We start from the raw sequence: 24,909 nt of genomic DNA, 5'->3' as shown, positions 1-24,909 counted from the left end.
GCACGGGAGGAAAAGCCGGCATTTCCGACCGGAAACGCCGGCTTTGTTCCGCGCACTTCAGGCGGCGGGCGCCTTGACCGTCCGCAAGTAGGACAGTTTCGCGTCGAATTCCCCGAACTTGGCCTTCGCCGCCGCGTCGTCGAGGCTGAGCGAGACGATCACGTCCTGCCCCTGCTGCCAGTTGGCGGGCGTGGCGATGGGCGTCTCGTAGGTCGCCTGCAGTGCGTCGAGCGCGCGCAGCACCTCGGCGAAGTTCCGGCCGACGGACATCGGGTAGGACATCATCAGTTGCACCTTCTTGTTCGGTGCAACGATAAAGACGACACGCACGGACGCGCTGTCGGCTGCGGTGCGGCCGTCGGGCAGGTAGGCGTCGGCGGGCAGCATGTCGAGCGCCTTGGACACGGCAAGGTCATCGTCCGCGATGATCGGGAAACCCGCCTTTGCGCCCGAGAAACTCTCAATGTCTGCCTTCCACTTCACGTGTTCCTCGACCTTGTCGACGGAAAGGCCGATGACCTTGGTGTTCCGCTTCTCCCACTCATCGGCAAGCTGCGCGACGGCGCCGAACTCGGTGGTGCAGACGGGCGTGAAATCCTTGGGGTGCGAGAACAGGATCATCCAGCTGTCGCCGATGAAATCGTGAAGGGCGAAGCTGCCCTTGTCGGTCTGGACGGTAAGATTGGGGATGGTCTCGTTGATGCGAAGGCCCATGGCTCTCATCTCCTTTTAATTTACAGTGTCAATAAAATATATATGATGTTCAGGACGCCGTTTCACGGGGTTGGGACAGCTTCCGGCGCAGATAAGTGCGAGCATTCTGTCGCACTGCGGCGCGCGGACCGTGCGTCCTTTATCGGGGGCGCGTGCGGAACGGTCGTTTGCGGCCCTTCTGCCGTCGCGTCCCCGCCTTGAAGCCCGGACGACGGAGTGACAGGTTCGTCGTCAAACAAGGGAGAACACCATGCCGAAGACCACCGATTTCTACATCAACGGCCAGTGGGTCGCGCCAATCCGGCCGCGCGATTTCCCTGTGATCGATCCCTCGACCGAGGAAGTCTGCGCGACGATCTCACTGGGTGACACCGAAGATACCGAGGCCGCAGTCGCCGCGGCCAACGCCGCCTTCCCGGCCTGGGCCGCAACAAGCCCGGCCGAACGTATCGCGCTCGTCGAGCGTCTGCTGGAGGTCTACGAGGGCCGCGCCGAGGACATGGCCGTGGCGATCTCGAAGGAAATGGGCGCCCCCATCGACATGTCCCGGCAACAGCAGGTCACCTCGGGCACCTGGCACATGGAGGGCTTCCTGCGCGCGGCCAAGGGTTTCCAGTGGGAACATCCCCTGGGCGACTGGGCGCCGGGCGAGCGGATCCTCCACGAGCCGATCGGGGTCTGTGCCCTGATCACGCCCTGGAACTGGCCGATGAACCAGATCGTTCTTAAGGTCGTTCCCGCGCTTCTGGCGGGCTGCACGATGGTGCTGAAACCTTCCGAGATCGCGCCGCTGTCGGGCCTGCTCTTCGCGGAGATCGTGGATGCGGCGGGCGTGCCGCCGGGCGTCTTCAACCTCGTGAACGGTGACGGGGCCGGCGTGGGCAGCCAGTTGTCCGCCCATCCCGACATCGACATGGTCAGCTTTACCGGGTCCACCCGCGCCGGGCGGTTGATCTCCAAGGCCGCCGCCGACACGATCAAGCGCGTGAGCCTCGAGCTTGGCGGCAAGGGGGCGAACATCATCTTCGCGGACGCCGACGAGAAGGCGGTGAAGTCGGGTGTGATCCGCTGTTTCCGCAATACCGGACAGAGCTGCAACGCGCCGACGCGGATGATGGTCGAGCGCTCGCGCTACGACCAGGCGGTGGAGCAGGCCATAGCCGCCGCCGAGAGCGTGACCGTCGGTCCTGCGGACGACGAAGGCCGCCACATCGGTCCCGCCGTCAGCGAGGCGCAGTTCGACAAGATCCAGGCGCTGATCCAGAAGGGCATCGATGAGGGCGCCCGGCTGGTCGCTGGCGGCACGGGACGGCCCGGGCACCTCAACCGCGGCTTCTACATCCGCCCGACCGTCTTCGCCGACGTGACCACGGACATGACGATCTACCGCGAGGAGATCTTCGGTCCCGTCCTGTCGATCCTGCCCTTCGATGACGAGGACCACGCGGTCGCCATGGCGAACGACACCGAGTACGGCCTGACCAACTACGTCCAGACGACGGACCGGGAGAAATTCCGCCGCGTCGCCCGGCGGCTGCGCTCGGGCATGGTCGAAGGCAACGGCAAGGGGTTTGGCCAGGGATCGCCCTTCGGCGGCATGAAGCAGTCCGGCAACGGGCGCGAAGGCGGGGTCTGGGGCCTGCATGAGTTCATGGAGGTCAAGGCGGTCTCGAACTGGGAATGACGGTCCGCTCGCCTGCGGCCTTTTTGCCGCGGCGCGCATCTTGTCGTTGCCCTGTCATCTGTCCCGCCTATCTGCGGGCTAGGCGACAGGGAAGAACGACAAGATGCAGCCGGTGGTCCTGATCCTCGGAAGTTCACCTGAAGCGGTCTCCTCGCGGGACTGGGACAGGGGTGCCTTCAGCCACATCGTGGCCATCAACAATGCGTGGCGCATCCGACCTGACTGGGACGTGTCGATCCACCCCGAGGATTTCCCCGCCGAACATCAGCCCGACGAATTCGGGCCGGGTCAGCGCCGGGTGGGCGCGTCCGACTACGTCCCGGTGCAGAACGCCTATGGCGGTTTCGTCTACGCGGGCGGAACCATGGCCTTCACGGCCGGGTACTGGGCGCTCGGCGCCCTCCGGCCCCGGGTGATCGCCTTCTTCGGGTGCGACATGGTCTATCCCTCGCGGGGGGCCACGCATTTCTACGGCAGCGGCACCGCCGACCCGCTTCGCGCCGATGTGACGCTCCAAAGCCTGGAGGCCAAGGCCGCGCGGCTGCAGCTGTTCGCGGCCGAACAGGGCTGTGCCTGCGTGAACCTGTCGGCGCGCGAAAGCCGGCTGGTCTTCCCTCGCGCGTCGAGGGCCGAGGTGTCGTGGTCCGAGCCCGTCCCGCCCGAGCCGGAGAGCTTCGAGACCGCGCGGGCGCGGGAGGCGGCTCTGGGTTATTTCGTGCCATCTGGCCGCTACTGGGAAGAGGAGGCCAGGTTCGACCCGGCCGAACTCCGTTCGCTGGACGACCTGTGGCTGGAGGCCCACGCGAGCGCCTCGCTCAGAATGGCACCGGTGCGCGGAAGAGCATCCCTTTCCCGCCGTCGGGATGGCGGAGCTTGAGGCTTTCCGCGTGCAGCATGAGGCGCGGGAAATCGCGCGCCGCGCCCGCCGCATAGAAGGGATCGCCGAGGATCGGGTGGCCGATTTCCTTCATGTGGACGCGCAACTGGTGCGAGCGACCGGTATGCGGGTACAACCGCACGCGCGTCGTCCCATCCTCCACGCGCATCACGCGCCAGTCGGTCAGCGCGGGCTTCCCCGTCTCGTGGTTCACATGCTGCAGAGGCCGGTTCGGCCAGTCGACGATCAAGGGCAGGTCGACCGTGCCGGTCTTCTCCGCCATCTCGCCCCAGACGCGGGCCTGGTAGGTTTTCTTCATGTGCCGCCGCTCGAACTGAAGGCCGAGGTGGCGCTGTGCGGCGGGGGTGAGGGCGAAAACCATGACGCCCGAGGTGTCCATGTCCAGCCGGTGGACGAGAAGTGCCTCGGGGTAGGCGGCCTGAACACGCGAGAGCAGGCAATCGGACAGATGCTCCCCCTTGCCGGGAACCGACAGAAGGCCCGCGGGCTTGTCGACCAGCAGGATCGCGTGATCGGCGTGGATCACGTTCAGCGGTGTGTCGGGCGGGCGGTAGTCGAGCTTTTCCATCGACCCCACCTAAGCCGGGGGAGCCCCTTGGGGAAGGGGTCAGCCCGCGGGCAGCGCCACCTGCATGAAGACCATCACGGCCAGAACGAAGGTCAGGAACAGGAAGGTATTGCGGTCCCGCCGCGTCTCGGCCCCGCCGAACCACTTGCCGAAGCCGCCCTCGTGCCGGATCGCACCGAAGAGGATCCAGGCCCAGGCAAGGAAGACGAGAGCGAGGAGAACGAGGCGGATGATGCTGCCGGTCATGTGTCTGGGTCCTTCGATTGCAGGAGGCGGCGCGCCGACCAGATCGCCGAGCCGCCAAAGAACGCCCCGCCGATGATGGCGATTTCCAGCGAGGCGATGCTGCCGATGCCGTGGCTGGCATAGGCCCCGATCAGAAGCGCGAGGCCGCCCAGGCTAATGGCCAGGCGAAGCTTCAGTTCGGATCTCGTGGGGCCGAAACGGGACATGGGGGCAACCTAGACGATCGCCGGAAGGGCGTCGAAGGGCATTTCGCCGCCTCAGTTCCAGTCGAGGACGACCTTGCCGGAGCGACCGGACAGCATCGCCTTGAACCCTGCCACATAGTCGTCGGCCTTGAAGCGGTGGGTGATGACCCGCCGCACGTCGAGGCCGTTTTCCAGCATCGCGATCATCTTGTACCAGGTCTCGAAGATCTCGCGGCCATAGACGCCCTTGATCGTGATCGCCTTGAAGACGATGCGCGACCAGTCGACGGGGCTCTTGCCCGGCGGGATGCCGAGAAGCGCGATTCGCCCGCCCATGACGAGGCTTTCCACCATCTGGTCGAGTGCCATCTGGTTGCCGGACATCTCGAGGCCGACATCGAAACCCTGCTTCATGCCAAGCTCCCGGATCACGTCCTTCAGGTCTTCCCCGGTGACGTCCACGGGCCTGACATCCGCCACCTCGCCGGCGAGCGCGAGGCGGGCGGGGTTCACATCGGTAATCACGACATGGCGCGCGCCTGCGTGACGCGCGACTGCGGCGGCCATGATGCCGATGGGGCCCGCGCCCGTCACCAGAACGTCCTCGCCCAGAAGGTCGAAGGAGAGCGCCGTGTGCACCGCGTTGCCGAGCGGATCGAGGATCGCCCCGATCTCGTCGTCGATGGCATCGGGCAGCGGCACGACATTGAATGCGGGCAGGCGGAGATACTCGGCGAAAGCGCCCTGTTCGTTCACGCCGATCCCCCGTGTTTCGGGGTCTAGGTGGAACTTGCCCGCGCGCGACTGCCGCGAGGTCTTGCCGATGAGATGACCTTCGCCCGAGCAACGCTGTCCAAGGCTCAGGCCCTCGACATTCCGGCCCATGTCCACGATCTCGCCCGCGAATTCGTGGCCGGTGACGAGAGGCACCGGAACGGTGCGCGCGGCCCAGTCGTCCCATTGCCAGATGTGGATGTCGGTGCCGCAGATGCCCGTCTTCTTCACGCGGATCAGCACATCGTCCGGGCCGATCTCGGGAACCGGACGGGTCTGCATCCGAAGGCCGACCTCGGGGGCGGCCTTCACCAGCGCGCGCATTTCGTTCGTCATGAGAGGACTCCGGTCTTGCGGCCCGCCCTGGCGAAGGCATCAAGCGCGCGGTCGAGATCGGCGCGGGTAAGGGCCGCGTTCATCTGTGTGCGGATGCGGGCGCGCCCGTTGGGCACGACGGGGTAGAAGAACCCCGCAACGTAGACGCCTTCCTCGTAGAGCGCGGCCGCGAGGTCCTGTGCCAGTTGCGCTTCGCCGAGCATCACGGGGACGATGGGATGCACGCCGGGCAGGAGGTCGAAGCCGAGCTTTTCGAGGCCCGCGCGCCAGTAACGCGTGTTCTCGAAAAGCGACGCGCGAAGGCCGTCGTTATCTTCTACAAGATCTATCGCCGCGATCCCGGCGGCGCAGACGGCGGGCGGCAGGGCGTTGGAGAAAAGGTAGGGCCGCGCCCGCTGCCGCAGGAGGTCGATCACCGGCTGCGGCCCGGCGATATAGCCGCCGATGGCCCCGCCCAGCGCCTTGCCGAGCGTGCCGGTCAGGATGTGCACCTTGTCCGCCACACCGAAATGGTGCGGCGTGCCTCGCCCTCCCGGCCCCATAAAGCCGGTGGCGTGGCAGTCGTCGACCATCACCACGGCCTCGTATGCCTCGGCAAGCGCTGTGATCTGCGGCAGGGGCGCAAGGTATCCGTCCATGGAGAAAACGCCGTCCGTCGCAATGAGGATATTTCTCGCGCCATCCGACCGCGCGGCCCTGAGCTGTGCCTCCAGGTCGTCGATGTCCGCATTCGCGTACCGGTATCGCCGGGCCTTGCAAAGGCGGATGCCGTCGATGATCGAGGCATGGTTCAGCGCATCCGAGATCACGGCGTCCTCGGGGCCGAGCAGAGGCTCGAACACCCCGCCATTGGCGTCGAAGCACGCGGCGAAGAGGATCGCGTCGTCCTTGCCGAGATAGGCGGCCAGCCGGTCCTCAAGCGCGCGGTGCAGATCCTGGGTTCCGCAGATGAAGCGCACGCTCGCCATGCCGTAGCCGTGGTCGTCCATCGCGGCCTTGGCGGCGGCGATCAGCGCGGGGTGATCGGCGAGCCCGAGGTAATTGTTGGCGCAGAGGTTCAGCATGTCGCGCCCGTCCGGCGCGACGGCGATATGCCCGCCCTGGGCCGAGAGAATCGGACGCTCGGCCTTCCAGAGGCCCTCGGCGCGGATCTCGGTCAGGGTTTCGGAAATGCGGGTCAGGAATGCCTGCGCCATCGGGACTCCCCTTCTGTTGGGGTCAGTATAGACGCGAAAACGCCCGCCGTTGAACGGCGGGCGACATGCAATGGTCGGTCGGCGTCCGGGTTGCCCCGGTACGCGTCAGATTCCGATGAACGGTTGCGCGATCCGAGGCAGGAGGCCCTTGAAGCGCAGGCGCTGATCGGTGGCGACAAGGCAGATGCAGTCGACATCGCCCTCGGCCACGGGCGTGTGGTCGGTGGTCTGGTCGGCAAATTCCACGTCACCGCGTGCGAAACGGTCGGCCTCGTCCCGATAGGCGCCCTGAAGCACGAGCGTCAGTTCCATGCCGCGGTGGCCATGCTCGGGCATGGCCTGGCCGGCGGGAATGTAGAGCAGGCGCGCGCTGGCGCCGTCGTCGGACTGAAGGACGCACTGCTTGGCGCCCAGGCCGAGGCTGCGCCATTTCACGGCGTCCGCGTCGCCGCCCACGACATTGCGCAGAGGCTCGGGGAAGATGCCGTTCTCGGGCCTTGCCGGAGCTTTGCGGTTCGGGGCGCCTGCGATCTTGGCCAGGGTGCGCTCGAGGCTGTCCTCGGCGATCCGCGCCTCGTTCATGTCGGACAGGACGACCCCGCCCATCGCCTCGTAGCCGGCGAGCCGCGCCCGCGCATCGTCACTCATCGACACGTGGGATGCGACGACGAGGTCGAAGGCATGCGGAAGGGCGCCAGCGGCGTAGCCCATCAGCAGATCGTCGGAGATATGGTGTTTGATACCGGTCATTGCGTCTCTCGCGTCACGTCAACTCATTGCGCGGCGCAACCTTTCCAGAGCCAACCTAATGCGAGACTTGATCGTGCCAAGGGGCAATCCGGTCTCGGCGGCGATTTCGCTGTGCGTTAGATCGCCGAAATAGGCGCGCTCTATGAGGTTGCGCTGTTTTTCGGGGAGCTGGCGGATCGCAGCCGCCAGACGTTCTGAATCCTCTTGCAGGGCCATGACGTCGGCCTGGTCCGGTTCCCGCTCGGGACCCCAGGGAAGTTCCTCGGGCTCGGGACGGGCGTAGCGGCGCAGGAGGTCGATCTTGCGGTTCCGTGCGATCGTGAAGATCCACGTTGCCACGGAGGCGCGCGAGGCGTCGTAGAGATGTGCCTTCTGCCAGAGCGTGGCCATCACGTCCTGCATGCACTCTTCCGCGAGGCTTTCGTCGGCCCCGGACTTGATGAGAAACGCCTTAACGCGTGGTGCAAAATGACGGAAGAGCCGGGCAAAGGCTGCCTGGTCCTCGTCTTTCGCGATCGCCGTTACGCAGGCAACCCATTCAAGTTCGGTCTTTTCTGTTGGTGTCACAGGTCCGTCACGCCTCTGGGGCCGGCGCGCCAGCACCGCGTCGAGCGGCGAGGAACTCGCATCGGACCGAACGTGTTCAGCATGGTCGTTGGACATCAACATATTGCCTGTACGCAGATTTCGGTAGCCCGGATCAAAATAATTTTCTTTGATCTGGTGCGGGTTGCGACCCGTAACACTGCCAATCGACTTCTCTAGCAAATCGGGGACAACCACGTGCCATTCGAGACTTCGGCCGCCGCGCCGCGCCGCATCGCCATCATCGGCGCAGGAATTTCGGGAATGGGGGCCGCGTATCACCTGGCACAATCCCACGCCGTCACATTGTTCGAGGCCGAACCGCGCCTGGGCGGTCATGCCCGCACCGTCATCGCGGGCAAGAACGGCGACCAGCCGGTCGATACCGGCTTCATCGTCTTCAACTACGTGAACTATCCGCACCTCACGAAACTCTTCGCCGATCTCGACGTGCCAGTGGCGAAATCGGACATGAGCTTTGCCGCGTCCATCGACGGCGGCCGCATCGAGTACGGGCTGAAGAGCCTCGGCGCGCTGTTCGCGCAGAAGGGCAACCTGGCGCGTCCCGGTTTCCTGCGGATGGTGCGCGACCTGATGCGCTTCAACGCCGGCGCCGAAAGCCTTGCGACCGATTCGACCATCACGCTCGGCCAGTTCATGGACGAGATGGGCATGGGCGCGTGGTTCCGCGACTACTATCTCACGCCGATCTCCGGGGCGATCTGGTCCACCCCGAAAGAGGAGATCATGGACTTCCCGGCGCAGGCGCTGGTCCGGTTCTTCCGCAACCACAATCTCATGCAGGCCACCGGTCAGCACCAGTGGTGGACGGTGCAGGGCGGATCGGTGGAATACGTCACGCGGCTGGAGATGGCGATGCGCCGTCGCGGCGTCGACATCCGCCTGGCCGCGCCGGTCGATGCCGTCCGCCGCACCCCCGGCGGGATCGAGGTGATCCGCGGCGGTCATCCCGAGCCCTTCGACGAGGTCGTCTTCGCCACCCATTCCGACGACAGCCTGCGCCTTCTGGCCGACCCGACCCCGGCCGAAACCGCGGCGCTGGGCGCCGTGCGGTATCAGCCGAACGCGGCGGTCCTGCATTCCGACGCCTCCGTCATGCCCAAGCGCCGCGTCTGCTGGTCGAGCTGGAACTACACCGAGCGCAAGGGCCACGAGGGCGGACCCATCGACCTCACCTACTGGATGAACTCGCTGCAGCCGATTCCGCTCAACGATCCGCTATTCGTCACGCTGAACTCTCGAGCGACGATCGACGAGCGGCTGATCCATGACGAGACGACGTTCCGTCATCCCGTCTACGACCTTGCGGCGCTGGCCGCGCAGGGTACGATCAGGGAGATGAACGGCGACAACGCGACATGGTTCTGCGGGGCCTGGATGAAGAACGGCTTCCACGAGGACGGCTACGCCAGCGCGATCGACGTGGTCGAGGCCATCGCAGCGCGCGACGCGGAGGCCGCGCTCGCCGCATGAACGCCCGCGTCGATCATATCGCCGGCGAGACGTTCCACGGCCGCCGTGGCGCGGTGGAGAATGCCTTCAAGTACGGCATCGACTACGTGATGGTCGATGCCGAGGCGGATCGCCCAAAGGCCCCTTTCGGCTTCGGGCGGAACCGCCGCGGTTTCCTGTCGCTCTGGGACAGTGACCATGGCGGCACGCCGAAGGAGGGTCGCGGCGCGCCCTGGGCGCGGGACGTGCTCGCGGCCCATGGGCTGTCCGAGGCGACGGACGGGACGCTGTTTCTTCTGGCGCAGCCCCGGACCATGGGACATGTCTTCAACCCGGTCAGCTTCTGGCTCGCCCATGACGGAGAGGGCGCACTCCGCGCCGTGATCGCGGAGGTTTCGAACACCTTCGGCGACCGGCATTCCTATCTCTGCGCGCACGAGGATCAACGCCCGATCACCCGGGAGGACACGCTGACGGCCGCGAAGATCTTCCATGTCTCGCCGTTTCAGCCGATCGAGGGCGGCTATACCTTCCGCTTCGACATCCGAGACGACCGGGTGGGCGTCTGGATCGACTATTCGACCGGCAACGAAGGGCTGTTCGCCACGCTGACCGGCAAGCGGCGGCCCCTGACGGCGCCCGGCATCCTGCGCGCCGCGCTGCGCCGTCCGTTCGGCGCGCGGCGGGTCTTCGCGCTCATCCACTGGCAGGCGCTCAAGCTCTGGTGGAAGGGCGCGCCCTACCGTGTCCGTCCCGAGCCGCCCGGACACGAGGTCTCCTGACATGGGAGCAACCGGCCCCGACAGGGCGGTGAGCCTGCCGGGCTACGCCGTCTTCGCCGCCATGCTGTCGGCGGCGGGCCTGCCCATCTACATCCACGCGCCCGCCCACTACGCGACCGATTTCGGAGTGAGTCTCACGGCGCTGGCGGGGGTGCTCTTCGCGCTCCGCCTGATCGACGTGGTGCAGGACCCCGCGCTCGGCTGGCTGTCGGCGCGGCTGCGCGCGAAGCGGGGGATCGCGGTCGGGATCGGTGTGGTTCTTCTGGCCGGCTCGATGCTTGGGCTATTCGCCGTGACGCCGCCGGTCGCGCCGCTTCTGTGGTTCGCGATCACCATGACCGGGCTTTTCTCAGCGTTCTCGTTCCTGACGATATCGATGTATGCCGAAGGCGTGCAGGCTGCGGGGCGTATCGGCGGGGCCGGGCACCTGAAACTCGCCGGATGGCGCGAGACCGGCGCGCTTCTGGGCGTATGCGTCGCGGCGGTCGTGCCGACGGTGCTGGTCGACACGGGCGCGCCTTATGCGTGGTTCGCGGCCGGGTTCGCCGCCCTTTGTCTTGTCGCCGCGCTCCTGATGCGGGGGCAGTGGGGCCGGGGCGGGACGCTGGCGCCGTCCGGTTTCCGCCAGGTCCTCTCGGACCCGGTGGCGCGGCGGCTCCTGCTGATCGCGCTTATGAACGCGGCGCCGGTGGCGGTGTCCTCCACGCTGTTTCTCTTCTACGTCGAAAGCGTGCTGGACGCGCCGGGATGGGAGGGGCCGCTTCTTGTCCTGTTCTTCCTCGCCGCGGCGGGGGCCGCGCCGGTATGGTCCCGCCTCGCGGTTCGGTTCGGCGAACGCGCGATGCTGCTGTCGGCCATGGCGCTGGCGATCGCCGCCTTCTCGGTCGTGCTGGTTTTGGAACCGGGCCAGGTCGGGGCATTCGCCTTCGTCTGTCTTGCCTCCGGTGCGGCGCTCGGCGCCGATTTCGCGATCCTGCCGGCGCTGTTCGCGCGCCGGATGAGCAAGGTCGCGCCCGATGCGGCTGCCGCCTTCGGCCTCTGGGCCTTCGTGCAGAAGGCATCGCTCGCGCTCGCGGCGGTCGTGCTCTTGCCCGCGCTCGACGCCGCCGGTTTCTCGGCGGCCGAGGGCGCCGCGAACCCGGCTGGCGCACTTGAATTGTTGACCTACCTCTACGCGCTCGTGCCCTGTATCCTGAAACTGGGCGCCATGGCGCTTCTGGCGGTGACGCCGCTTCCGGCCCCGGCGCCGGCCTCAGCCTGACGGAAGGACCCAAACCGATGCGCGACTGGAGCGGAAAACGCTATTGGCTTGTCGGCGCCTCCGAGGGGCTGGGCCGTGCCCTGGCCCTTCAGATGAGCCGCGCCGGCGTCGAGCTTGTCGTCTCCGCGCGGTCGGAGGATCGTCTGAAGGACCTGGTCGCCGAATTGCCCGGCCGCGCCACCTGCGTGCCCATGGACATCGCCGACCGCGACAGCGTCATCGCCGCCGCGCGGGACGTGGGCGAGATCGACGGGATGGTCTTTCTTGCGGGGCTCGCGACCCTCGTCAAGACGCAGGACTGGGACGCCGAGCGGGTCGAGCAGATGTTCGACGTGAACCTCACCGGGGCGGCGCGCGTGATCGGGCAGGTCATCGGCCCCATGGTGACGCGCGATGCGGGGCACATCATGCTCATCGGGTCGCTGTCCGCCTATCGCGGGCTTCCCGGCTCCATCGGGTATTCGGCGTCCAAGGCCGGGCTCATGGCGCTCGCCGAATCGATGCACGGCGACCTGAAGGGGACGAACGTCCTCGTCCAGCTGGCGAACCCCGGCTACATCCAGACCCGGATGCAGGACGACAATCCCTACGCCAAGCCGTTCATCATGTCCCCCGCAAAGGCCGCGCAGGAGGTGTTCGACCAGATGAACACCGACCGGTTCCACAAGGCGTTTCCCTTCGGGTTCGGCCTGCTGTTCCGTCTTTCGCGGTTCCTTCCGACATCGGTCTATGAATGGATCTTCTTCCGCAGATAGATTGACGTCGATCAATGACGCTGATGGAAGGGGCGCGTCATCTGCCGAGAGGGCCGGCAGGGCGACCCACAGGGAGGTACATGATGGAAATTTCCGCTCGCGAAGTGGCGCAGATCGTGCTGATGGGGCACGAGTTGGAGCGCGCCGAGGGAGAATTGCGGGCCTTCGTGGACCGGCTCAACGAGGATGAGCAGGCCGAGCTGGTCGCGCTGTTCTGGGTCGGGCGCGGGTCCTTCGAGGCGGAGGACTGGGACGAAGCGGTCTCGACGGCGCGGGCGGAGGCGACCACGCCGACGGCCGACTACCTCCTCGGCAGCCCGCATTTCGCCGATCATCTCGAGGCGGGTGCCGAGGCCATGGGTCTGGATCTCTCCGATGAGGAGGAGGACCTCCTCTAGGGGTCGGGATCCTGCGGCGCGCTTGCGCGCATTCCCTTTCTCGAGGGGGCTCCGCCCCCGGCCCGTGCCAGGCCTGCCCCGGAGTTTTCCGCCAGGATGAAGGGACGCGCCGCGCCTAGAGGGTTGCGGTGTGGCGCTGGAAGAGGTCCTTCGCGCGGGCCCAGGCGCCCGCGTCGATGCGATCAAGGTCGAGAAGCACCGGAAGGAGTTGTGCCGCGAAGTCCTCGGAGCTTTCGCGCGGCAGGAGTGCCGGCAGGTTGTCGATGGCCATGACGTCGAGGGGCGGGTCGGCATGGACGCGCTGGACGGGTCGGGCCCAGTCGGTGACGGCGTCGTAGACCTTGACCGGGGAGAAATCGGAGGTCGGGTCGCAGGCGATGTCGCCGATGACGGTGAGGGCGCGGGGCGCCGTCTTGGCGGTCTCCGGGACGAATACGGGCACGCCCGGCGTCGCGAGGATGCAGTTGAGGAACACCTCGTGCTCCAGCACTTCCGGGAAAGGGCCGCCATGGGCAGTCTCGGCCATGTCCCAGCGCGTGACCTCCAGCCCGACGGCCTCGCAGAAGTCGCCGGCACCGGTTCCGACGCGTCCTTTCGCGCCGATGATCAGGACATGCGGACGATGGCCCTGCCGGTCGAGGGCCGCGGCGACGATGTCGCGGGGCGCCTCCGCGTCGGGCCAGGTGGAAACGGGGCCGCAGGTCCCGCCCTCGGCCCGGGCGATGCGGGCCATGAGGGAAACGGCGGCGCCCGCGTAACCAGCCCAGTAGCCGAAGGCCGCGAGGCGGCGGCCGGCCTCGTCGGTGAGGTATTCGAGGTCGTAGAGCGCGCCGCCGCCCGCGCGGAAGCGCCGGAGGAGCCGTTGTCCCGCGGGCTGGCCCTTGTAGGCATGGCCGAACATGATGTGGCGATGGACCAGCGGCGTGTCGTCTTCGGTCAGTTCCTTGAGCCCGAAGACGATGACCTCCGGCGGGGCCTCGCGCCAGCTGCCGGGTGGGGCGATGGTGGCGCCGGCCTCGCGGTAGCCCTCGATCGGGATGGCGCGTGCGGCGCTGTCCTCGACGGTGAGGGTCAGTCCCGCCGCGATCAGGCGGGCCGCGCCCTCGGGCGTGAGGCCGACGCGCGCCTCGTTGTCACGTTCTTCCGCCCGGACCCAGAGATGCGTCATGGATCGCGCCTTTCAGTATTCCGTCCGGGCGTGAAGCCGGTCGGGCGTGTCGAGATGCGGGGTGGCGTTGAAGCCCGCGAGGATGCTGCCCTGCGGAAGGACCGCGACGCGATGGATCGACGCGTTGCGGATCGGGACCAGCAGGTGGGCCATGCGCCCCGGGTCGAGATCGAGCAGGTGGCGCACCATCATCCCGATGACCCCGCCGGAGGTCACGCAGAGCACGCGTCGTCCGGGCCGGGCGGCGATGGTCAGCATCTCGGCGACCCGGGTCTCGAAGCTGACGTAGCTTTCGTCGCCCTGGATCTCGGCGCGGGCCCAGGCCTCCATCACGTCGCGGATGTGGTGGACGAAATCCTGCGGCGTATGGACTTCGGTCGCGCCATTGCGCGCGGCGTGGGCCGCCGACAGGTTGAAGTAGTCGAGCTCGTTCAGCCGGGCGTCGACCTCGACCTCGGCGCCCATGTCGCCCATTTCCTCGGCGGTTTCGCGGTGGCGGCGGAGGCTGCCCATGAGGACGCGGTCGAAGGGCGCCTCGTGTCCGCGCAGCCAGTCGCCGAGCCAGCGCGCCTGCTGCCGGCCCAGGTCCGAGAGACGGTCGTAGCCTGCCTCGTCGCTGGCGCCTGAATTCGCCTGTCCGTGGCGGATGAGAACGAGCTCGCCCAAGGTCCTGTCCTTCCGGTTGCCCCGCGGTCTTGTCGGATCGGGACCCGAAGTGCAAGCCGCTCAGGGCAGGCCGAACGTGGTTCGGAGGGCCGGCAGAAGGGCGGCCGCGGCGATGCCTACGGCGGCGCCGATGGCGATGCGGGACAGCGGCCTGCCGGAGGCAGGGGCGGCCAGCGACAGAAGCCCGCAAACGATGGCGTAGAAGACGAGCGCGGTGACATCCATGCGCCGGAGACTGACACGAGGAGGGGCAGCGCCGCAACGTGCCGTGGTCTGGACGGGGCGCGCGGGGTCTGCGATCACCTTCCCGACTGCAGAGGAAGGCGTGCCCATGACCATCGATCCTGACCGGTTCCTTGCCGATCTCCATGCGCTGCGCCGTTTCGGCGGCGATGACGCGAGCAAGGGCGTGCGCCGCCGGGCCTTCTCGGAGGCCGACCTGGCCGCGCGGGACTGGCTGGCCGCGCGGTTCACGGAGGCCGGGCTCACGCCCTGGATGGACCCGGTCGGCAACCTCTTCGGGCTCGCGCCGGGGGAGGGACCGAGCCTTCTGATGGGATCGCATTCCGATACCCAGCCCGAGGGCGGGTGGCTTGACGGAGCCTATGGCGTGATCGCCGCGCTGGCGGTGGCGCGCGCGGCGCGGGAGGCGGGCGGGCCGCCGATCTCGGTCGTCAGTTTCCAGGACGAGGAGGGGCGGTTCGGGGCGCTTACCGGGTCCTCGGTCTGGTCGGGCAAGCTCTCGCTTGCGGATGCCGATACGCTGACCGCGACGGACGGCACGCGCTTCGCCGAGGCGCGAGGCTCCGTCGTGGACAAGGCCGGAGACTTCCTCGACCCGGCGCGGTTCAGCGGATTTCTCGAAGCACATATCGAGCAGGGGCCGGTTCTGGATGCCGCGGGCGAGGCGGTGGGCGTGGTCACGGGCATCGTGGGCTTGAGACAGGTCCAGGTGACGGTGCGGGGCGAGCAGAACCACGCCGGCACCACGCCGATGGCCCATCGCAAGGATGCGTTCACGGCCGCGGCGCGGATCGCGACGGCCCTGCCCGACCGCTTCGCCAACATCGTGACGCCAAGCTCGGTCTGGACCATCGGGCATATCGTGCTGCATCCGGGCTCGCAGTCGGTGGTGCCGGGTCGGGCGACGTTCAGCCTGCAGTGGCGGGATATAGAGACCGACCGGCTCGACCGGATGGAGGCCGCGATCCGCGGGCTTCTCTCGGACGTGGCGGCGGAGACCGGAACGACGATCGAGGCCGAGCGTCTGCGGCACGACCTGGCGCCCATGCCGATGGATGCGGGGATGCAGAAGGCGCTGTCGCAGGCGGCCGAGGAGGTGGCGCCCGGGCGCTGGCGGGCGATGCCCTCGGGGGCGCTGCACGATGCGTCGAACCTCGCTGGGCTGATGCCGGTGGGCATGCTCTTCGTGCCGTCGATCGGCGGGGTTTCCCACGACTTCGCGGAGGATACCGCGGAGGCCGACCTTGTGACGGGAGTGCGCGTCCTGGCGGCGGCGGTGGCGCGGTTGGCGGGCTAAGGGACGGAAACCTTCAGGCTTACGAGCCGGGAATACCGGCATTCTCCCGTTTTTCGCATGGAAAACGTACCGCTATTTCCAGTCGACATCCCCCAGGAAGATATAACCCGCGCCATAGATCGTCTTGATGAGCCGCGGGTTCTTCGGGTCTTCGCCGAGTTTCGTCCGCAGCCGCGAGATGCGCACGTCCATCGCGCGGTCGAAGCTTTCTCCCGCGGCGCCGCCCAGGTTCTCCTGCATCTGCTGGCGCGAGATCAGGCGCTTGGGCGCTTCGAGGAACATGCGCAGCACTTCGCCCTCGGCATGGGAGAAACTGACTTCCTTTCCGTCTTCCGCGACGAGGACGTACCGGTCGAAATGCGCGGTCCAGCCGTTGAATCGTGCCGTCCTGTGCGCCTCGGCGCGGGGGCGCGCGACGCGCAGGCGCGCGCGGATTCGGGCCACCACCTCGGCGGGGTCGAAGGGCTTGATGATGTAGTCGTCGGCGCCGAGTTCGAGGCCCGTCACCCGGTCCTGCACCTGCGCGCGCCCCGAGATGATGATGATCGCGGCGCCGGATTCGAGCGCGAGGCGGTGAACGAGAGCCAGGCCGTCGCGGTCTGGCAGGCCGAGGTCGACCAGGCAGACATCCGGTGCATGGGTCTTCAGCGCGGCCTCGAACTCGGTCGCGCGGGCGAAGGCGGCGGTCCGGAACCCGGCCTCGGTCAGAGCCTCCGACAGCATGGCCCGGATCTGCGGTTCGTCGTCGAGGATGGCGACGAAGGGCTGTGTCACGCGGCATCCTCCCGGGAGAAGAGGCGCGCGAGCCACGGGGCCTCGATCGGCTTGCCGAGGACCGGCCAGCGCAAGGCGCCCTCGGCCCTGCGCGGGTCCGTCTCGGGTGCCGAGGTCATGAGCGCCAGCCGCAGACCCGGCGCCCGGGTGGCCAGGGTGTTCAGAAGATCCACGCCGTCGGCCTGACCCAACCTCAGGTCCGATATCACCCAGTCGAGCCCGGGGATCTCGGCGAGCGTCAGCGCCTCCTCGGCGGACGCCGCCTCGATCACCTGGTGGCCGAGATCGGTCAGGGTCGTGCGCACCGACGCGCGCAGTTCCGCCATGTCCTCGACCAGCAGGACAAGCTGGGGTCGCGCCTCGGCGGCGGCCGGTTTCAGAGGCAGGCGCAGCGTGACGGCGGCGCCGCCCTCGGGCCTGTTCTCGAGGCGGACGTGGCCGCCCGCCAGCTTCGCCATGTCATACACCATGGACAGCCCGAGGCCCGATCCCTCGTCCCCCTTGGTCGTGAAGAACGGGTCGAGCGCCTGTCCGAGTGCGGCCTCGGTGAAGCCCGGCCCGGTGTCGGTGACGACGATGTCGAGCCACGTGTCCCGCACCGCACGGAGCGTCAGAACGATCTCGCCCGGTCCCTCCCCGATGGCGTCGCGGGCATTGAGGACGAGGTTCAGAAGACTGTCCTGCAGGCTGTCGGCATCGATCATCACGGCCGGATGCGGCACGTCCGTCTGCGCGGTGAAGGCGATTCCGGGCGGCAGGGGCGCGCGCGCCAGCGGCGTGAAACTGTCGAGAAAGTCGCGCAGGACGACGGGCGCCGGCCGGATCTCGATCGGGCCCGACATGCGCGCGATCTTGTCGAGCAGAAGCCCGCCGCGCCGCGCCGCCGTCCGGGTCGCGCCGGTCAGCTCCCGTGCGCCTTCGGGCAGCGGCATCTTCTCGAGCCGCCCCTGAAGGCCGAGGATGATCGTGAGGAGGTTGGCGAAGTCGTGCGCGAGGCCACTGGTCAGTTGCGCCGCAAGCTCACGCTTGTGTGTCTGGGCGAGGGCCGCGCGCGCCTGCGCCTCTTCGGTCACGTCCGTCGACAGGAGGTAGACGCCGGTCACCGGTTCGCCCGGGCCGGTCTGATCGGGCGTGAACGCCGTGCGGATGCGCCGGCCGAAGGTCGGCTCGGTGAACTCGAGCACGCTCGCCTCCCCCTCCAGGGCGCGGGCGAGCGTCGGACGCAAGCGTCCGGCCACAGGTCCGAGCGCCTCCTCGAAGCTGAGGCCCACGATGTCGCTGCCCCGGTCCGGCAGTAGCGTGGAGAGACGCCGGTTGGTGTAGGTATAGACGCCGTCGCGATCGACGCGGGCGATATGGGCCGGCGTCATCTCGGTGGTCAGGCGGATGCGCGCCTCCATCTCGGTCAGTTCGCGCTTGGCCTCCTCGAGCTGGGCGATCGTTGCTTCCAGCTGCCGGTTCGTGCGCGCCAGTTCCTCGGCATGAGACAGAAGCTGGTCCGACAACTCCTCGGACCGGCCCCGCAGCAGTTCTTCCTGCCGCTTGACCGCCGAGATGTCGGTATAGACGGTGACCCACCCGCCTTCCGGCAGGGGCGAGCCCTCGACCGAGATCGTGCGGCCATTGGCGCGGCGGCGTTCCATGTAATGGGGTACGAAGGCCCGCGCGGCCTCGACACGGTCGCGAACGAAGGCTTCCGGCTGGGGCACATCGCCGTATTCGCCGTTTTCCACGAGCCAGCGGATCGTGTCCTCGAAGCTCGCGCCGGGCGTCACCAGGTCTTCGGGCAGGCCGAACATCGTCTGGAAGGGGCGGTTGCATACGGCAAGGCGCAGATCGGCGTCGTAGATCGACAGCGCCTGCTGGATCAGGTTCAGACCCGCCCGCGTGAGGTGATCGGTGGCGGCCGCTCGCGGCATCGCTCCCTCCCTTTTCTCCATCGCTTGCCCCTCCGCCCCCCGTCCGTCAAGCGCGCCCCGCGTCCTGTTACAATTCGTAAGGATTGGGAAAAAGTCAGGCAAAACTTGACGGCGACACAGAAGGTGCCACGGTGGAAGCCTCGGCGATGCCTGCGCAAGACGGGCTGCCGTGGACGTGGGACCTTCGGGTCCGCGAAGGGAGGAGACGGCTTTGGCAGATGCAACCGCGCCCCGGGGCGGGCTTCAATCCGTGCCTGCGCTTCTGACGCGCAACGCGGAACAGTTCGGATCGAAACCGGCCTACCGGGAAAAGGAATTCGGGATCTGGCAGAGCTGGACCTGGGCCGAGACGGCCGAGGAGGTCGAAGCCATCGCCGGTGGACTGCTCGCCCTCGGGCTCGAGCGGGGCGATTACGTCGCGATCATCGGACGCAACCGCCCTGCGCTCTACTGGTCGATGGTCGCGGCGCAGAAATGCGGGGCGATCCCGGTGCCGCTCTACCAGGATTCGGTGTCCGAGGAGATGGCCTACGTCCTGGAACACTGCGGCGCCCGCTTCGTCGTCTGTGGCGACCAGGAACAGGTCGACAAGGTGATCGAGGCGCAGGAGACGCTGCATCACATCGAGCATATCGTCTATCTCGATGCGCGGGGCCTCAGGAAATACGACCACACGCGGCTGCATTCGATGAAGGACGTGCAGGCCGAGGGACGGGCCGCGCACGAGCGCTTCCGGAAGGAACTCGCCGCGCGCGAGGCGGAGCTCGACTACGATTCCACTTGCGTGATGCTCTACACCTCCGGCACGACCGGAAAGCCGAAGGGCGTGGTCCTTTCGAACCGCAACATCATCGAGACCTCGCGGGCGTCCTCCGAGTTCGACCGCCTCGATCCCAGGGACGAGGTGCTGGCCTACCTGCCGATGGCCTGGGTCGGTGACTTCATCTTCTCGATCGGCCAGGCCTACTGGACAGGGTTCTGCGTGAACTGCCCCGAGAGCGCGGAGACGATGATGACGGACCTGCGCGAGATCGGGCCAACCTATTTCTTCGCGCCGCCTCGGGTCTTCGAGAACCTCCTGACATCCGTGATGATCCGGATGGAGGACGCCGGAAAGCTGAAGAAACGCATCTTCGACCGCTACATGGCGCTGGCCAAGCGCGTCGGTCCCCAGCTGCTGGACGGCAAGCCGGTCTCCTTCGGCGACAGGCTCGGCTATGCCATCGGCAATCTTCTGGTCTTCGGACCGCTCAAGAACACCCTCGGGATGAGCCGCGTGCGCGTGGGCTATACCGCGGGCGAGGCCATCGGGCCGGAGATCTTCGATTTCTACCGAGCGCTCGGGATCAACCTCAAGCAGCTCTACGGCCAGACGGAGGCCTCGGTCTTCATCACCCAGCAGCCCGACCACGAGGTGCGGCCCGACACCGTGGGCGTGCCTTCGCCCGGCGTCGAGCTGAAGATCGCGGAGAACGGCGAGGTCTACTACCGGAGCGCGGGCGTCTTCGTGGAATACTACAAGAACGCCGAATCGACCGCTTCGACCAAGGACCCCGAGGGCTGGGTCGCGACGGGCGACGCGGGCTTCATCGAGCCCGACACCGGGCACCTCCGGATCATCGACCGCGCCAAGGACGTGGGCAAGATGGCCGACGGCTCGCTGTTCGCGCCCAAGTACGTCGAGAACAAGCTGAAGTTCTTCCCCAACATCCTGGAGGCCGTCGTCTTCGGGAACGGTCGCGACTACTGCACCGCCTTCATCAACATCGACCTGACCGCGGTCGGCAACTGGGCCGAGCGCAACAACATCTCCTACTCCTCCTACCAGGAGCTCGCCGGACATCCGCGCGTGCTGGACACGATCCAGTCCCATGTCGAGGAAGTGAACCGGAGCGTGGCCGGCGACGAGATGCTGTCGGGGTGCCAGGTGCGCCGCTTCCTCGTCCTGCACAAGGAACTCGACGCCGACGATGGCGAGTTGACACGGACCCGCAAGGTGCGTCGCCGGATCATCGAGGAGAAGTTCGCCGACCTGATCGACGCGCTCTATTCCGGCAAGTCCTCGCAATACACGGAAACGGAAGTGACCTACGAGGACGGGCGCAAGGGCAAGATCTCGGCCACGCTCGAGATCCGCGATGCCGCCGCGGTCGATGCGGGCGCACCGGCGAAGGTCGCCGCGGAATGACGCTGATCGCTGCAGGCCTGTTCCTCCTCGGCTTCGCCGCGTCATGGGTGGCGGGACGCTACATCGCCAGCGGAGCGGCGGCGGTTCAGGGCGGGGCCATCGGTCTTTGCGGGGTCGCGGCGCTGATCTTCGGGATGCCGCAGGTCTGGGCGGAAAACTTCCTCTGGGCCATCGTAGCCCTTCTCATCTACGGCCTGATCGGCGCGCTGATCTTCCGCTCGGGCCAGGCCGCAAGGGAGAAAGCGGAATGAACGAGCGGGCCGTACCCCTGTCCCCGACCGATGGCTATGTCACCGCCGACGGCCGCCAGATCGGCCCGGTGGTCATGGAGATGAAGCACATCACGCTGCGTTTCGGCGGCGTGGAGGCGATCAAGGACATCTCCTTCGATGTCCGTGAAGGCGAGATTCGCGCGATCATCGGACCGAACGGTGCCGGCAAGTCCTCCATGCTGAACGTGATCTCCGGCTTCTATCACCCGCAGGAGGGCGAGGTCTGGTACAAGGGCAGCCAGCGCCCGCCCATGAAACCCTACCAGGTCGCCCGTCAGGGAATCGCGCGCACCTTCCAGAACATCGCGCTTTTCGAGGGCATGACGGTGCTCGACAATATCATGACGGGCCGTCTCAACCACATGAACGCAAGCTTCCTGGACCAGGCCTTCTGGTGGGGAAAGGCGCAGCGCGAAGAGGTCGCCAACCGCGAGAAGGCCGAGGAAATCATCGATTTCCTAGAGATCCAGAACATCCGCAAGACGCCGGTCGGCCGCCTGCCCTACGGTCTGAAGAAGCGCGTGGAACTGGCCCGCGCACTGGTGGCCGAACCTCAGATCCTGCTCCTGGACGAGCCCATGGCCGGCATGAACGTCGAGGAGAAGGAGGACATGAGCCGCTTCGTCCTCGACGTGAACGACGAGTTCGGGACGACCATCGTCCTGATCGAGCACGACATGGGGGTGGTCATGGACCTGTCCGACCGGGTCGTGGTGATGGATTACGGCAAGAAGATCGGGGACGGCACGCCGGACGAGGTGCGCGCCAACCAGGAGGTCATCGACGCTTACCTGGGGGTGGCGCATGACTGAAACACAGCATTCGGTTCGGGGGGGATACCATGCCTGACCAGTTGATTTTCGCCATGGAGGTCACGCTGAACGGCCTCATGACCGGCGTGATGTATGCCCTCGTGGCCCTCGGCTTCGTCCTGATCTTCAAGGCTTCGGGCATCTTCAACTACGCGCAGGGGGTCATGGCGCTGTTCGCGGCCATGACGCTCGTGGGCATCCAGCAGGGGCGCGTTCCCTTCAGCCATCTGATCAACGAGATATTCGGGACCGACGTCCACTATTTCGGCTGGGAGGTGCCCGCGCTTGCGGCCATCGCGCTGACCGTTGTGGTGATGATCGGGTTCGCCTGGCTGGTGCAGCGCTTCGTCTTCCGCCACCTCGTGGGGCAGGAGCCGATCATCCTCTTCATGGCCACCATCGGGCTTGCCTACTTCCTCGAAGGCGTTTCGGACCTGATGTGGGGCTCGGAGATCCGAAACCTCGACGTGGGTCTGCCGCAGGGGATCAACGACGTCATCGACACGACGACCTTCGAAATCTTCGGCTACGGCTTTTTCATCGACAACCTCGACATCTCGGCCGCGATCATCGCCGCGGTCCTCGTCACGGGCCTCATCGCCTTCGCGCAGTACACCAAGCAGGGCCGCGCCATGCGCGCGGTGGCGGACGACCACCAGGCAGCCCTCAGTGTGGGCATCAAGCTCAACTACGTCTGGGTTCTGGTCTGGTCGCTTGCCGGTATCGTCGCGCTGGTCGCGGGCATCATGTGGGGCTCGAAGTCGGGCGTGCAGTTCTCGTTGTCGCTGATCGCGCTCAAGGCATTGCCGGTGCTGATGCTGGGCGGCTTCACCTCGATCCCGGGCGCCATCGTCGGCGGCCTCATCATCGGGGTGGGTGAGGCGTTGTTCGAATTCGCCGTCGGCCCGATGATCGGGGGCGCGACGGAGAACTGGTTCGCCTACGTCCTCGCCCTCATCTTCCTCGTCTTCAGGCCGCAGGGCCTGTTCGGCGAGAAGATCATCGAGAGGGTCTGAGCGGATGACGCCGTGCCGCGCCCCTCACTCGTCCTTGTGCCGTCCCAGCGTGTTCAGCGTCACGAGACTGAGCAGCATCGCGTTCAGGCCGAGCGCGACCGCAGTGATCGCCACGCCGAGCGACAGGTCGGTAAAGGCGATGAGCGCGTATATGCCGAAGATCGCCGCGGTCGAGATGCTGAGTATCGAGCCGAACACCACGCTCAGCGTGACGACGAGGACATCGATGAAGGTGGAGAGGGTGGATTTCGCGGTGCCAAGCACACCGGCTTCCAACGGGGAATTCGTGGTTTGCTGCGTCATGGAACCCTACTCGTCAAATGAAACATCGCCGAACGTTAACCAACAATCCGGCGACAATTTGGCGAAGGGATGCACCAGATCGTTGGCGACGAAAAAGGCTGACGAATGCGACAATTCCGTGCAGTATGACACCGCGCGGGCACCTCGCAGAGGGCGTGTCGCATCCGGACGGGGAGGGTTCGGCTGCGGCGGTATTGGGAGGATACGGTGCAATGGCACTGGACGAGTTGCAGAAGCCGAATGTCGGCACACCGGAGTTCGCGGCGGGACGCAGCACTTCGGAACGCAAGGTGTGGGCCATCGTGACGACCGTCGCCTTCGCGGTGTTCTGGTTCTCGGGCCTGTTCCTGGCGGCCGGCCTCTACGGCCAGCAGAGCATGCACTGGAGTGCGCCGGTCCTGGCCGTGCTCGGGCTGGGCGTCGGGCTCTATGCACGTCGGAAGGTCGACGCGGACTGATCACGCAAAAACGCGGCGATGACCGGTGCGGCGCCCACGGGCACCGCGCCGCCTTGCGCTGTCTCAAGATCCTGGGAGGGAGGGCCTGATGTTCTATCGTGAGGCCGGCGATTTCAAGACGTCCTACGCCGAGGACAACCAGACCTTTCCGATCGCCTTCGACCGCTACCGCTATTACTTCGTGCTGTTCGTGGGGCTCGCCATCGTGCCCTTCGTGATCAACGATTACTGGGCAAACGCGATCCTGCTTCCCTTCCTGATCTATGCCATCGCCGCGATCGGGCTGAACATCCTGACAGGCTATTGCGGGCAGGTCAGCCTTGGGACGGGCGGGTTCATGGCGGTGGGGGCCTATACCTCCTACAAGCTGATGACGGCGTTTCCCTGGATGGACATGGTGACGATCACCATCCTGTCGGGCGTGATGACCGCCATGGTCGGCGTGATGTTCGGCCTGCCGTCCCTGCGCATCAAGGGCTTCTACCTCGCCGTGGCGACGCTGGCGGCGCAGTTCTTCCTGGTGTGGATGTTCAACAAGGTGCCGTGGTTCTTCAACTATTCCGCCTCGGGCCAGATCAGCGCGCCGGAGCGGTTCCTGTTCGGTCAGGCGATCACGGGGCCGAACGCGGAAGCCTGGGTGAAATACCTGTTCTGCTTTGCCTTCGTCTTCGTGCTCGCGTGGATCGCGCGGAACCTGACGCGTGGATCCGTCGGACGGCAATGGATGGCGATCCGGGACATGGACATCGCGGCCGAGATCATCGGGGTGAACCCCCTGAAGGCCAAGCTGACGGCCTTCGCCGTGTCGTCCTTCTACGTGGGGATCGCGGGCTCGCTGCTGTTCACCGTCTTCCTCGGCGCGGTCGAGGTGGGCGCGTCCTACGGCATCCAGCGGTCGTTCCTGATCCTGTTCATGATCATCATCGGCGGGCTTGGGAGCATCTTCGGCAGCTTCGCGGGGGCGGCCTTCATGGTGATCCTGCCGGTCGCGTTGAGGAACTTCTTTGCCGGGACACTGGGTTGGGACCCGGCCCTGGCGACCCATTTCGAATTCGTCATCGTGGGCGCGCTGATCATGTTCTTCCTGATCGTGGAGCCGCACGGGCTGGCGCGGCTCTGGGCGCTGCTGAAGGAGAAACTGAGATTGTGGCCCTTCCCACACTGAGGGGCCGCCAACACGCGACAACC

Annotated in this window: 28 protein-coding genes; 14 read left to right on the top strand and 14 right to left on the bottom strand. The window is 66.8% G+C overall.

Annotated features, from left to right (window positions below; all coding sequences use genetic code 11):
• Positions 1-57: 57 nt before the first annotated feature.
• Positions 58-714: a peroxiredoxin gene (locus N8I71_RS01710; RefSeq protein ID WP_262876185.1), complete on the bottom strand. Its 657-nt coding sequence runs from the start codon at positions 712-714 to the stop codon at positions 58-60.
• A gap of 250 nt (positions 715-964) precedes the next feature.
• On the opposite strand from N8I71_RS01710, the gene N8I71_RS01705 reads away from it, so the two are divergent.
• Both N8I71_RS01705 and N8I71_RS01700 read left to right on the top strand, forming a co-directional pair.
• Positions 965-2,398 (top strand): aldehyde dehydrogenase family protein, encoded by a 1,434-nt coding sequence (locus N8I71_RS01705; RefSeq protein ID WP_262876184.1) that lies wholly within the window; start codon positions 965-967, stop codon positions 2,396-2,398.
• A gap of 103 nt (positions 2,399-2,501) precedes the next feature.
• A complete protein-coding gene (locus N8I71_RS01700; RefSeq protein ID WP_262876183.1) occupies positions 2,502-3,275 on the top strand; it encodes a hypothetical protein in 774 nt (257 codons plus the stop codon).
• Here N8I71_RS01700 and N8I71_RS01695 read toward each other — a convergent pair.
• The 7 genes from N8I71_RS01695 to N8I71_RS01665 form a co-directional block, all read right to left on the bottom strand.
• On the bottom strand, positions 3,214-3,864 hold the full coding sequence (locus N8I71_RS01695; RefSeq protein ID WP_262876182.1) for an RluA family pseudouridine synthase: 651 nt from the start codon (positions 3,862-3,864) through the stop codon (positions 3,214-3,216). The genes N8I71_RS01700 and N8I71_RS01695 overlap by 62 nt on opposite strands.
• Before the next feature lie 39 nt (positions 3,865-3,903).
• Entirely contained in the window at positions 3,904-4,110 is a 207-nt protein-coding gene (locus N8I71_RS01690) for a hypothetical protein (RefSeq protein ID WP_262876181.1), read from the bottom strand.
• Complete coding sequence (locus N8I71_RS01685; RefSeq protein WP_262876180.1) at positions 4,107-4,316, bottom strand: hypothetical protein; 210 nt, start codon at positions 4,314-4,316, stop codon at positions 4,107-4,109. Before N8I71_RS01685 ends, N8I71_RS01690 begins: the two co-directional genes overlap by 4 nt.
• Positions 4,317-4,367: 51 nt before the next feature.
• A complete protein-coding gene (tdh, locus tag N8I71_RS01680) occupies positions 4,368-5,405 on the bottom strand; it encodes an L-threonine 3-dehydrogenase (RefSeq protein ID WP_262876179.1) in 1,038 nt (345 codons plus the stop codon).
• A complete protein-coding gene (locus N8I71_RS01675) occupies positions 5,402-6,601 on the bottom strand; it encodes a glycine C-acetyltransferase (protein ID WP_262876178.1) in 1,200 nt (399 codons plus the stop codon). Before N8I71_RS01675 ends, tdh begins: the two co-directional genes overlap by 4 nt.
• 105 nt (positions 6,602-6,706) lie before the next feature.
• The gene (locus tag N8I71_RS01670) at positions 6,707-7,351 is read right to left on the bottom strand and encodes a ChrR family anti-sigma-E factor (RefSeq protein ID WP_262876177.1); all 645 of its coding nucleotides are present in this window, start codon (positions 7,349-7,351) and stop codon (positions 6,707-6,709) included.
• 18 nt (positions 7,352-7,369) lie between these two features.
• Positions 7,370-8,014: a sigma-70 family RNA polymerase sigma factor gene (locus N8I71_RS01665; RefSeq protein WP_406676063.1), complete on the bottom strand. Its 645-nt coding sequence runs from the start codon at positions 8,012-8,014 to the stop codon at positions 7,370-7,372.
• 120 nt (positions 8,015-8,134) lie between these two features.
• Here N8I71_RS01665 and N8I71_RS01660 point away from each other — a divergent pair, with 120 nt between their 5' ends.
• From N8I71_RS01660 to N8I71_RS01640, 5 genes are all read left to right on the top strand, one after another.
• Positions 8,135-9,430: an NAD(P)/FAD-dependent oxidoreductase gene (locus N8I71_RS01660; RefSeq protein WP_262876176.1), complete on the top strand. Its 1,296-nt coding sequence runs from the start codon at positions 8,135-8,137 to the stop codon at positions 9,428-9,430.
• Positions 9,427-10,191: a DUF1365 domain-containing protein gene (locus N8I71_RS01655; RefSeq protein ID WP_262876175.1), complete on the top strand. Its 765-nt coding sequence runs from the start codon at positions 9,427-9,429 to the stop codon at positions 10,189-10,191. Before N8I71_RS01660 ends, N8I71_RS01655 begins: the two co-directional genes overlap by 4 nt.
• 1 nt (position 10,192) lies before the next feature.
• On the top strand, positions 10,193-11,452 hold the full coding sequence (locus tag N8I71_RS01650) for an MFS transporter (RefSeq protein WP_262876174.1): 1,260 nt from the start codon (positions 10,193-10,195) through the stop codon (positions 11,450-11,452).
• A 17-nt stretch (positions 11,453-11,469) separates the two neighbouring features.
• On the top strand, positions 11,470-12,207 hold the full coding sequence (locus N8I71_RS01645; protein ID WP_262876173.1) for an SDR family NAD(P)-dependent oxidoreductase: 738 nt from the start codon (positions 11,470-11,472) through the stop codon (positions 12,205-12,207).
• Positions 12,208-12,287: 80 nt separating this feature from the next.
• The gene (locus tag N8I71_RS01640) at positions 12,288-12,605 is read left to right on the top strand and encodes a DUF3775 domain-containing protein (protein ID WP_262876172.1); all 318 of its coding nucleotides are present in this window, start codon (positions 12,288-12,290) and stop codon (positions 12,603-12,605) included.
• 115 nt (positions 12,606-12,720) lie between these two features.
• Here N8I71_RS01640 and N8I71_RS01635 read toward each other — a convergent pair whose 3' ends face one another.
• From N8I71_RS01635 to N8I71_RS01625, 3 genes are read right to left on the bottom strand one after another with little or no spacing between them, the layout of a single operon-like run.
• On the bottom strand, positions 12,721-13,773 hold the full coding sequence (locus tag N8I71_RS01635) for a saccharopine dehydrogenase (RefSeq protein ID WP_262876171.1): 1,053 nt from the start codon (positions 13,771-13,773) through the stop codon (positions 12,721-12,723).
• Between the two features lie 12 nt (positions 13,774-13,785).
• Entirely contained in the window at positions 13,786-14,439 is a 654-nt protein-coding gene (locus N8I71_RS01630) for a histidine phosphatase family protein (protein ID WP_262876170.1), read from the bottom strand.
• A 60-nt stretch (positions 14,440-14,499) separates the two neighbouring features.
• Positions 14,500-14,664: a hypothetical protein gene (locus N8I71_RS01625; RefSeq protein ID WP_262876169.1), complete on the bottom strand. Its 165-nt coding sequence runs from the start codon at positions 14,662-14,664 to the stop codon at positions 14,500-14,502.
• Positions 14,665-14,770: 106 nt separating this feature from the next.
• On the opposite strand from N8I71_RS01625, the gene N8I71_RS01620 reads away from it, so the two are divergent.
• Positions 14,771-15,979 (top strand): hydantoinase/carbamoylase family amidase, encoded by a 1,209-nt coding sequence (locus N8I71_RS01620; protein ID WP_262876168.1) that lies wholly within the window; start codon positions 14,771-14,773, stop codon positions 15,977-15,979.
• A gap of 72 nt (positions 15,980-16,051) precedes the next feature.
• On the opposite strand, the gene N8I71_RS01615 is transcribed toward N8I71_RS01620, so the two are convergent.
• Together N8I71_RS01615 and N8I71_RS01610 are read right to left on the bottom strand one after the other, a co-directional pair.
• A complete protein-coding gene (locus N8I71_RS01615; protein ID WP_262876167.1) occupies positions 16,052-16,753 on the bottom strand; it encodes a response regulator transcription factor in 702 nt (233 codons plus the stop codon).
• On the bottom strand, positions 16,750-18,672 hold the full coding sequence (locus N8I71_RS01610; protein ID WP_262876166.1) for a hybrid sensor histidine kinase/response regulator: 1,923 nt from the start codon (positions 18,670-18,672) through the stop codon (positions 16,750-16,752). Before N8I71_RS01610 ends, N8I71_RS01615 begins: the two co-directional genes overlap by 4 nt.
• A gap of 211 nt (positions 18,673-18,883) precedes the next feature.
• On the opposite strand from N8I71_RS01610, the gene N8I71_RS01605 reads away from it, so the two are divergent.
• The 4 genes from N8I71_RS01605 to N8I71_RS01590 are packed head-to-tail and all read left to right on the top strand — an operon-like array spanning position 18,884 to position 22,960.
• Positions 18,884-20,860: an AMP-binding protein gene (locus N8I71_RS01605; protein WP_262876165.1), complete on the top strand. Its 1,977-nt coding sequence runs from the start codon at positions 18,884-18,886 to the stop codon at positions 20,858-20,860.
• Positions 20,857-21,111 (top strand): hypothetical protein, encoded by a 255-nt coding sequence (locus N8I71_RS01600; protein WP_262876164.1) that lies wholly within the window; start codon positions 20,857-20,859, stop codon positions 21,109-21,111. The genes N8I71_RS01605 and N8I71_RS01600 overlap by 4 nt, the downstream gene beginning before the upstream one ends.
• A complete protein-coding gene (locus tag N8I71_RS01595) occupies positions 21,108-21,944 on the top strand; it encodes an ABC transporter ATP-binding protein (protein ID WP_262876163.1) in 837 nt (278 codons plus the stop codon). Before N8I71_RS01600 ends, N8I71_RS01595 begins: the two co-directional genes overlap by 4 nt.
• Positions 21,945-21,973: 29 nt before the next feature.
• Positions 21,974-22,960: a branched-chain amino acid ABC transporter permease gene (locus N8I71_RS01590; protein WP_262876162.1), complete on the top strand. Its 987-nt coding sequence runs from the start codon at positions 21,974-21,976 to the stop codon at positions 22,958-22,960.
• A gap of 24 nt (positions 22,961-22,984) precedes the next feature.
• On the opposite strand, the gene N8I71_RS01585 is transcribed toward N8I71_RS01590, so the two are convergent.
• Complete coding sequence (locus tag N8I71_RS01585) at positions 22,985-23,263, bottom strand: hypothetical protein (RefSeq protein ID WP_262876161.1); 279 nt, start codon at positions 23,261-23,263, stop codon at positions 22,985-22,987.
• A 212-nt stretch (positions 23,264-23,475) separates the two neighbouring features.
• Between N8I71_RS01585 and N8I71_RS01580 the strand changes: the two genes are divergently transcribed.
• A complete protein-coding gene (locus N8I71_RS01580) occupies positions 23,476-23,721 on the top strand; it encodes a hypothetical protein (protein ID WP_262876160.1) in 246 nt (81 codons plus the stop codon).
• 88 nt (positions 23,722-23,809) lie between these two features.
• Positions 23,810-24,886 (top strand): branched-chain amino acid ABC transporter permease, encoded by a 1,077-nt coding sequence (locus N8I71_RS01575; RefSeq protein ID WP_262876159.1) that lies wholly within the window; start codon positions 23,810-23,812, stop codon positions 24,884-24,886.
• The last annotated feature ends 23 nt before the right edge of the window (positions 24,887-24,909 follow it).

This window comes from Roseicyclus sediminis, from assembly GCF_025515305.1.
In the GTDB taxonomy this organism is placed as follows: domain Bacteria; phylum Pseudomonadota; class Alphaproteobacteria; order Rhodobacterales; family Rhodobacteraceae; genus Roseibacterium; species Roseibacterium sediminis.
This window is presented reverse-complemented; position numbering and strand designations above follow the sequence as displayed.

Excerpts from the sequence above, each read along its gene's own strand:
- N8I71_RS01710 (WP_262876185.1), bottom strand. The coding sequence starts at position 714 with ATGGGCCTTCGCATCAACGAGACCATCCCCAATCTTACCGTCCAGACC.
- N8I71_RS01705 (WP_262876184.1), top strand. The coding sequence starts at position 965 with ATGCCGAAGACCACCGATTTCTACATCAACGGCCAGTGGGTCGCGCCA.
- N8I71_RS01700 (WP_262876183.1), top strand. The coding sequence starts at position 2,502 with ATGCAGCCGGTGGTCCTGATCCTCGGAAGTTCACCTGAAGCGGTCTCC.
- N8I71_RS01695 (WP_262876182.1), bottom strand. The coding sequence starts at position 3,864 with ATGGAAAAGCTCGACTACCGCCCGCCCGACACACCGCTGAACGTGATC.
- N8I71_RS01690 (WP_262876181.1), bottom strand. The coding sequence starts at position 4,110 with ATGACCGGCAGCATCATCCGCCTCGTTCTCCTCGCTCTCGTCTTCCTT.
- N8I71_RS01685 (WP_262876180.1), bottom strand. The coding sequence starts at position 4,316 with ATGTCCCGTTTCGGCCCCACGAGATCCGAACTGAAGCTTCGCCTGGCC.
- tdh (WP_262876179.1), bottom strand. The coding sequence starts at position 5,405 with ATGACGAACGAAATGCGCGCGCTGGTGAAGGCCGCCCCCGAGGTCGGC.
- N8I71_RS01675 (WP_262876178.1), bottom strand. The coding sequence starts at position 6,601 with ATGGCGCAGGCATTCCTGACCCGCATTTCCGAAACCCTGACCGAGATC.
- N8I71_RS01670 (WP_262876177.1), bottom strand. The coding sequence starts at position 7,351 with ATGACCGGTATCAAACACCATATCTCCGACGATCTGCTGATGGGCTAC.
- N8I71_RS01665 (WP_406676063.1), bottom strand. The coding sequence starts at position 8,014 with ATGTCCAACGACCATGCTGAACACGTTCGGTCCGATGCGAGTTCCTCG.
- N8I71_RS01655 (WP_262876175.1), top strand. The coding sequence starts at position 9,427 with ATGAACGCCCGCGTCGATCATATCGCCGGCGAGACGTTCCACGGCCGC.
- N8I71_RS01650 (WP_262876174.1), top strand. The coding sequence starts at position 10,193 with ATGGGAGCAACCGGCCCCGACAGGGCGGTGAGCCTGCCGGGCTACGCC.
- N8I71_RS01645 (WP_262876173.1), top strand. The coding sequence starts at position 11,470 with ATGCGCGACTGGAGCGGAAAACGCTATTGGCTTGTCGGCGCCTCCGAG.
- N8I71_RS01640 (WP_262876172.1), top strand. The coding sequence starts at position 12,288 with ATGATGGAAATTTCCGCTCGCGAAGTGGCGCAGATCGTGCTGATGGGG.
- N8I71_RS01635 (WP_262876171.1), bottom strand. The coding sequence starts at position 13,773 with ATGACGCATCTCTGGGTCCGGGCGGAAGAACGTGACAACGAGGCGCGC.
- N8I71_RS01625 (WP_262876169.1), bottom strand. The coding sequence starts at position 14,664 with ATGGATGTCACCGCGCTCGTCTTCTACGCCATCGTTTGCGGGCTTCTG.
- N8I71_RS01620 (WP_262876168.1), top strand. The coding sequence starts at position 14,771 with ATGACCATCGATCCTGACCGGTTCCTTGCCGATCTCCATGCGCTGCGC.
- N8I71_RS01610 (WP_262876166.1), bottom strand. The coding sequence starts at position 18,672 with ATGCCGCGAGCGGCCGCCACCGATCACCTCACGCGGGCGGGTCTGAAC.
- N8I71_RS01600 (WP_262876164.1), top strand. The coding sequence starts at position 20,857 with ATGACGCTGATCGCTGCAGGCCTGTTCCTCCTCGGCTTCGCCGCGTCA.
- N8I71_RS01595 (WP_262876163.1), top strand. The coding sequence starts at position 21,108 with ATGAACGAGCGGGCCGTACCCCTGTCCCCGACCGATGGCTATGTCACC.
- N8I71_RS01590 (WP_262876162.1), top strand. The coding sequence starts at position 21,974 with ATGCCTGACCAGTTGATTTTCGCCATGGAGGTCACGCTGAACGGCCTC.
- N8I71_RS01585 (WP_262876161.1), bottom strand. The coding sequence starts at position 23,263 with ATGACGCAGCAAACCACGAATTCCCCGTTGGAAGCCGGTGTGCTTGGC.
- N8I71_RS01580 (WP_262876160.1), top strand. The coding sequence starts at position 23,476 with ATGGCACTGGACGAGTTGCAGAAGCCGAATGTCGGCACACCGGAGTTC.
- N8I71_RS01575 (WP_262876159.1), top strand. The coding sequence starts at position 23,810 with ATGTTCTATCGTGAGGCCGGCGATTTCAAGACGTCCTACGCCGAGGAC.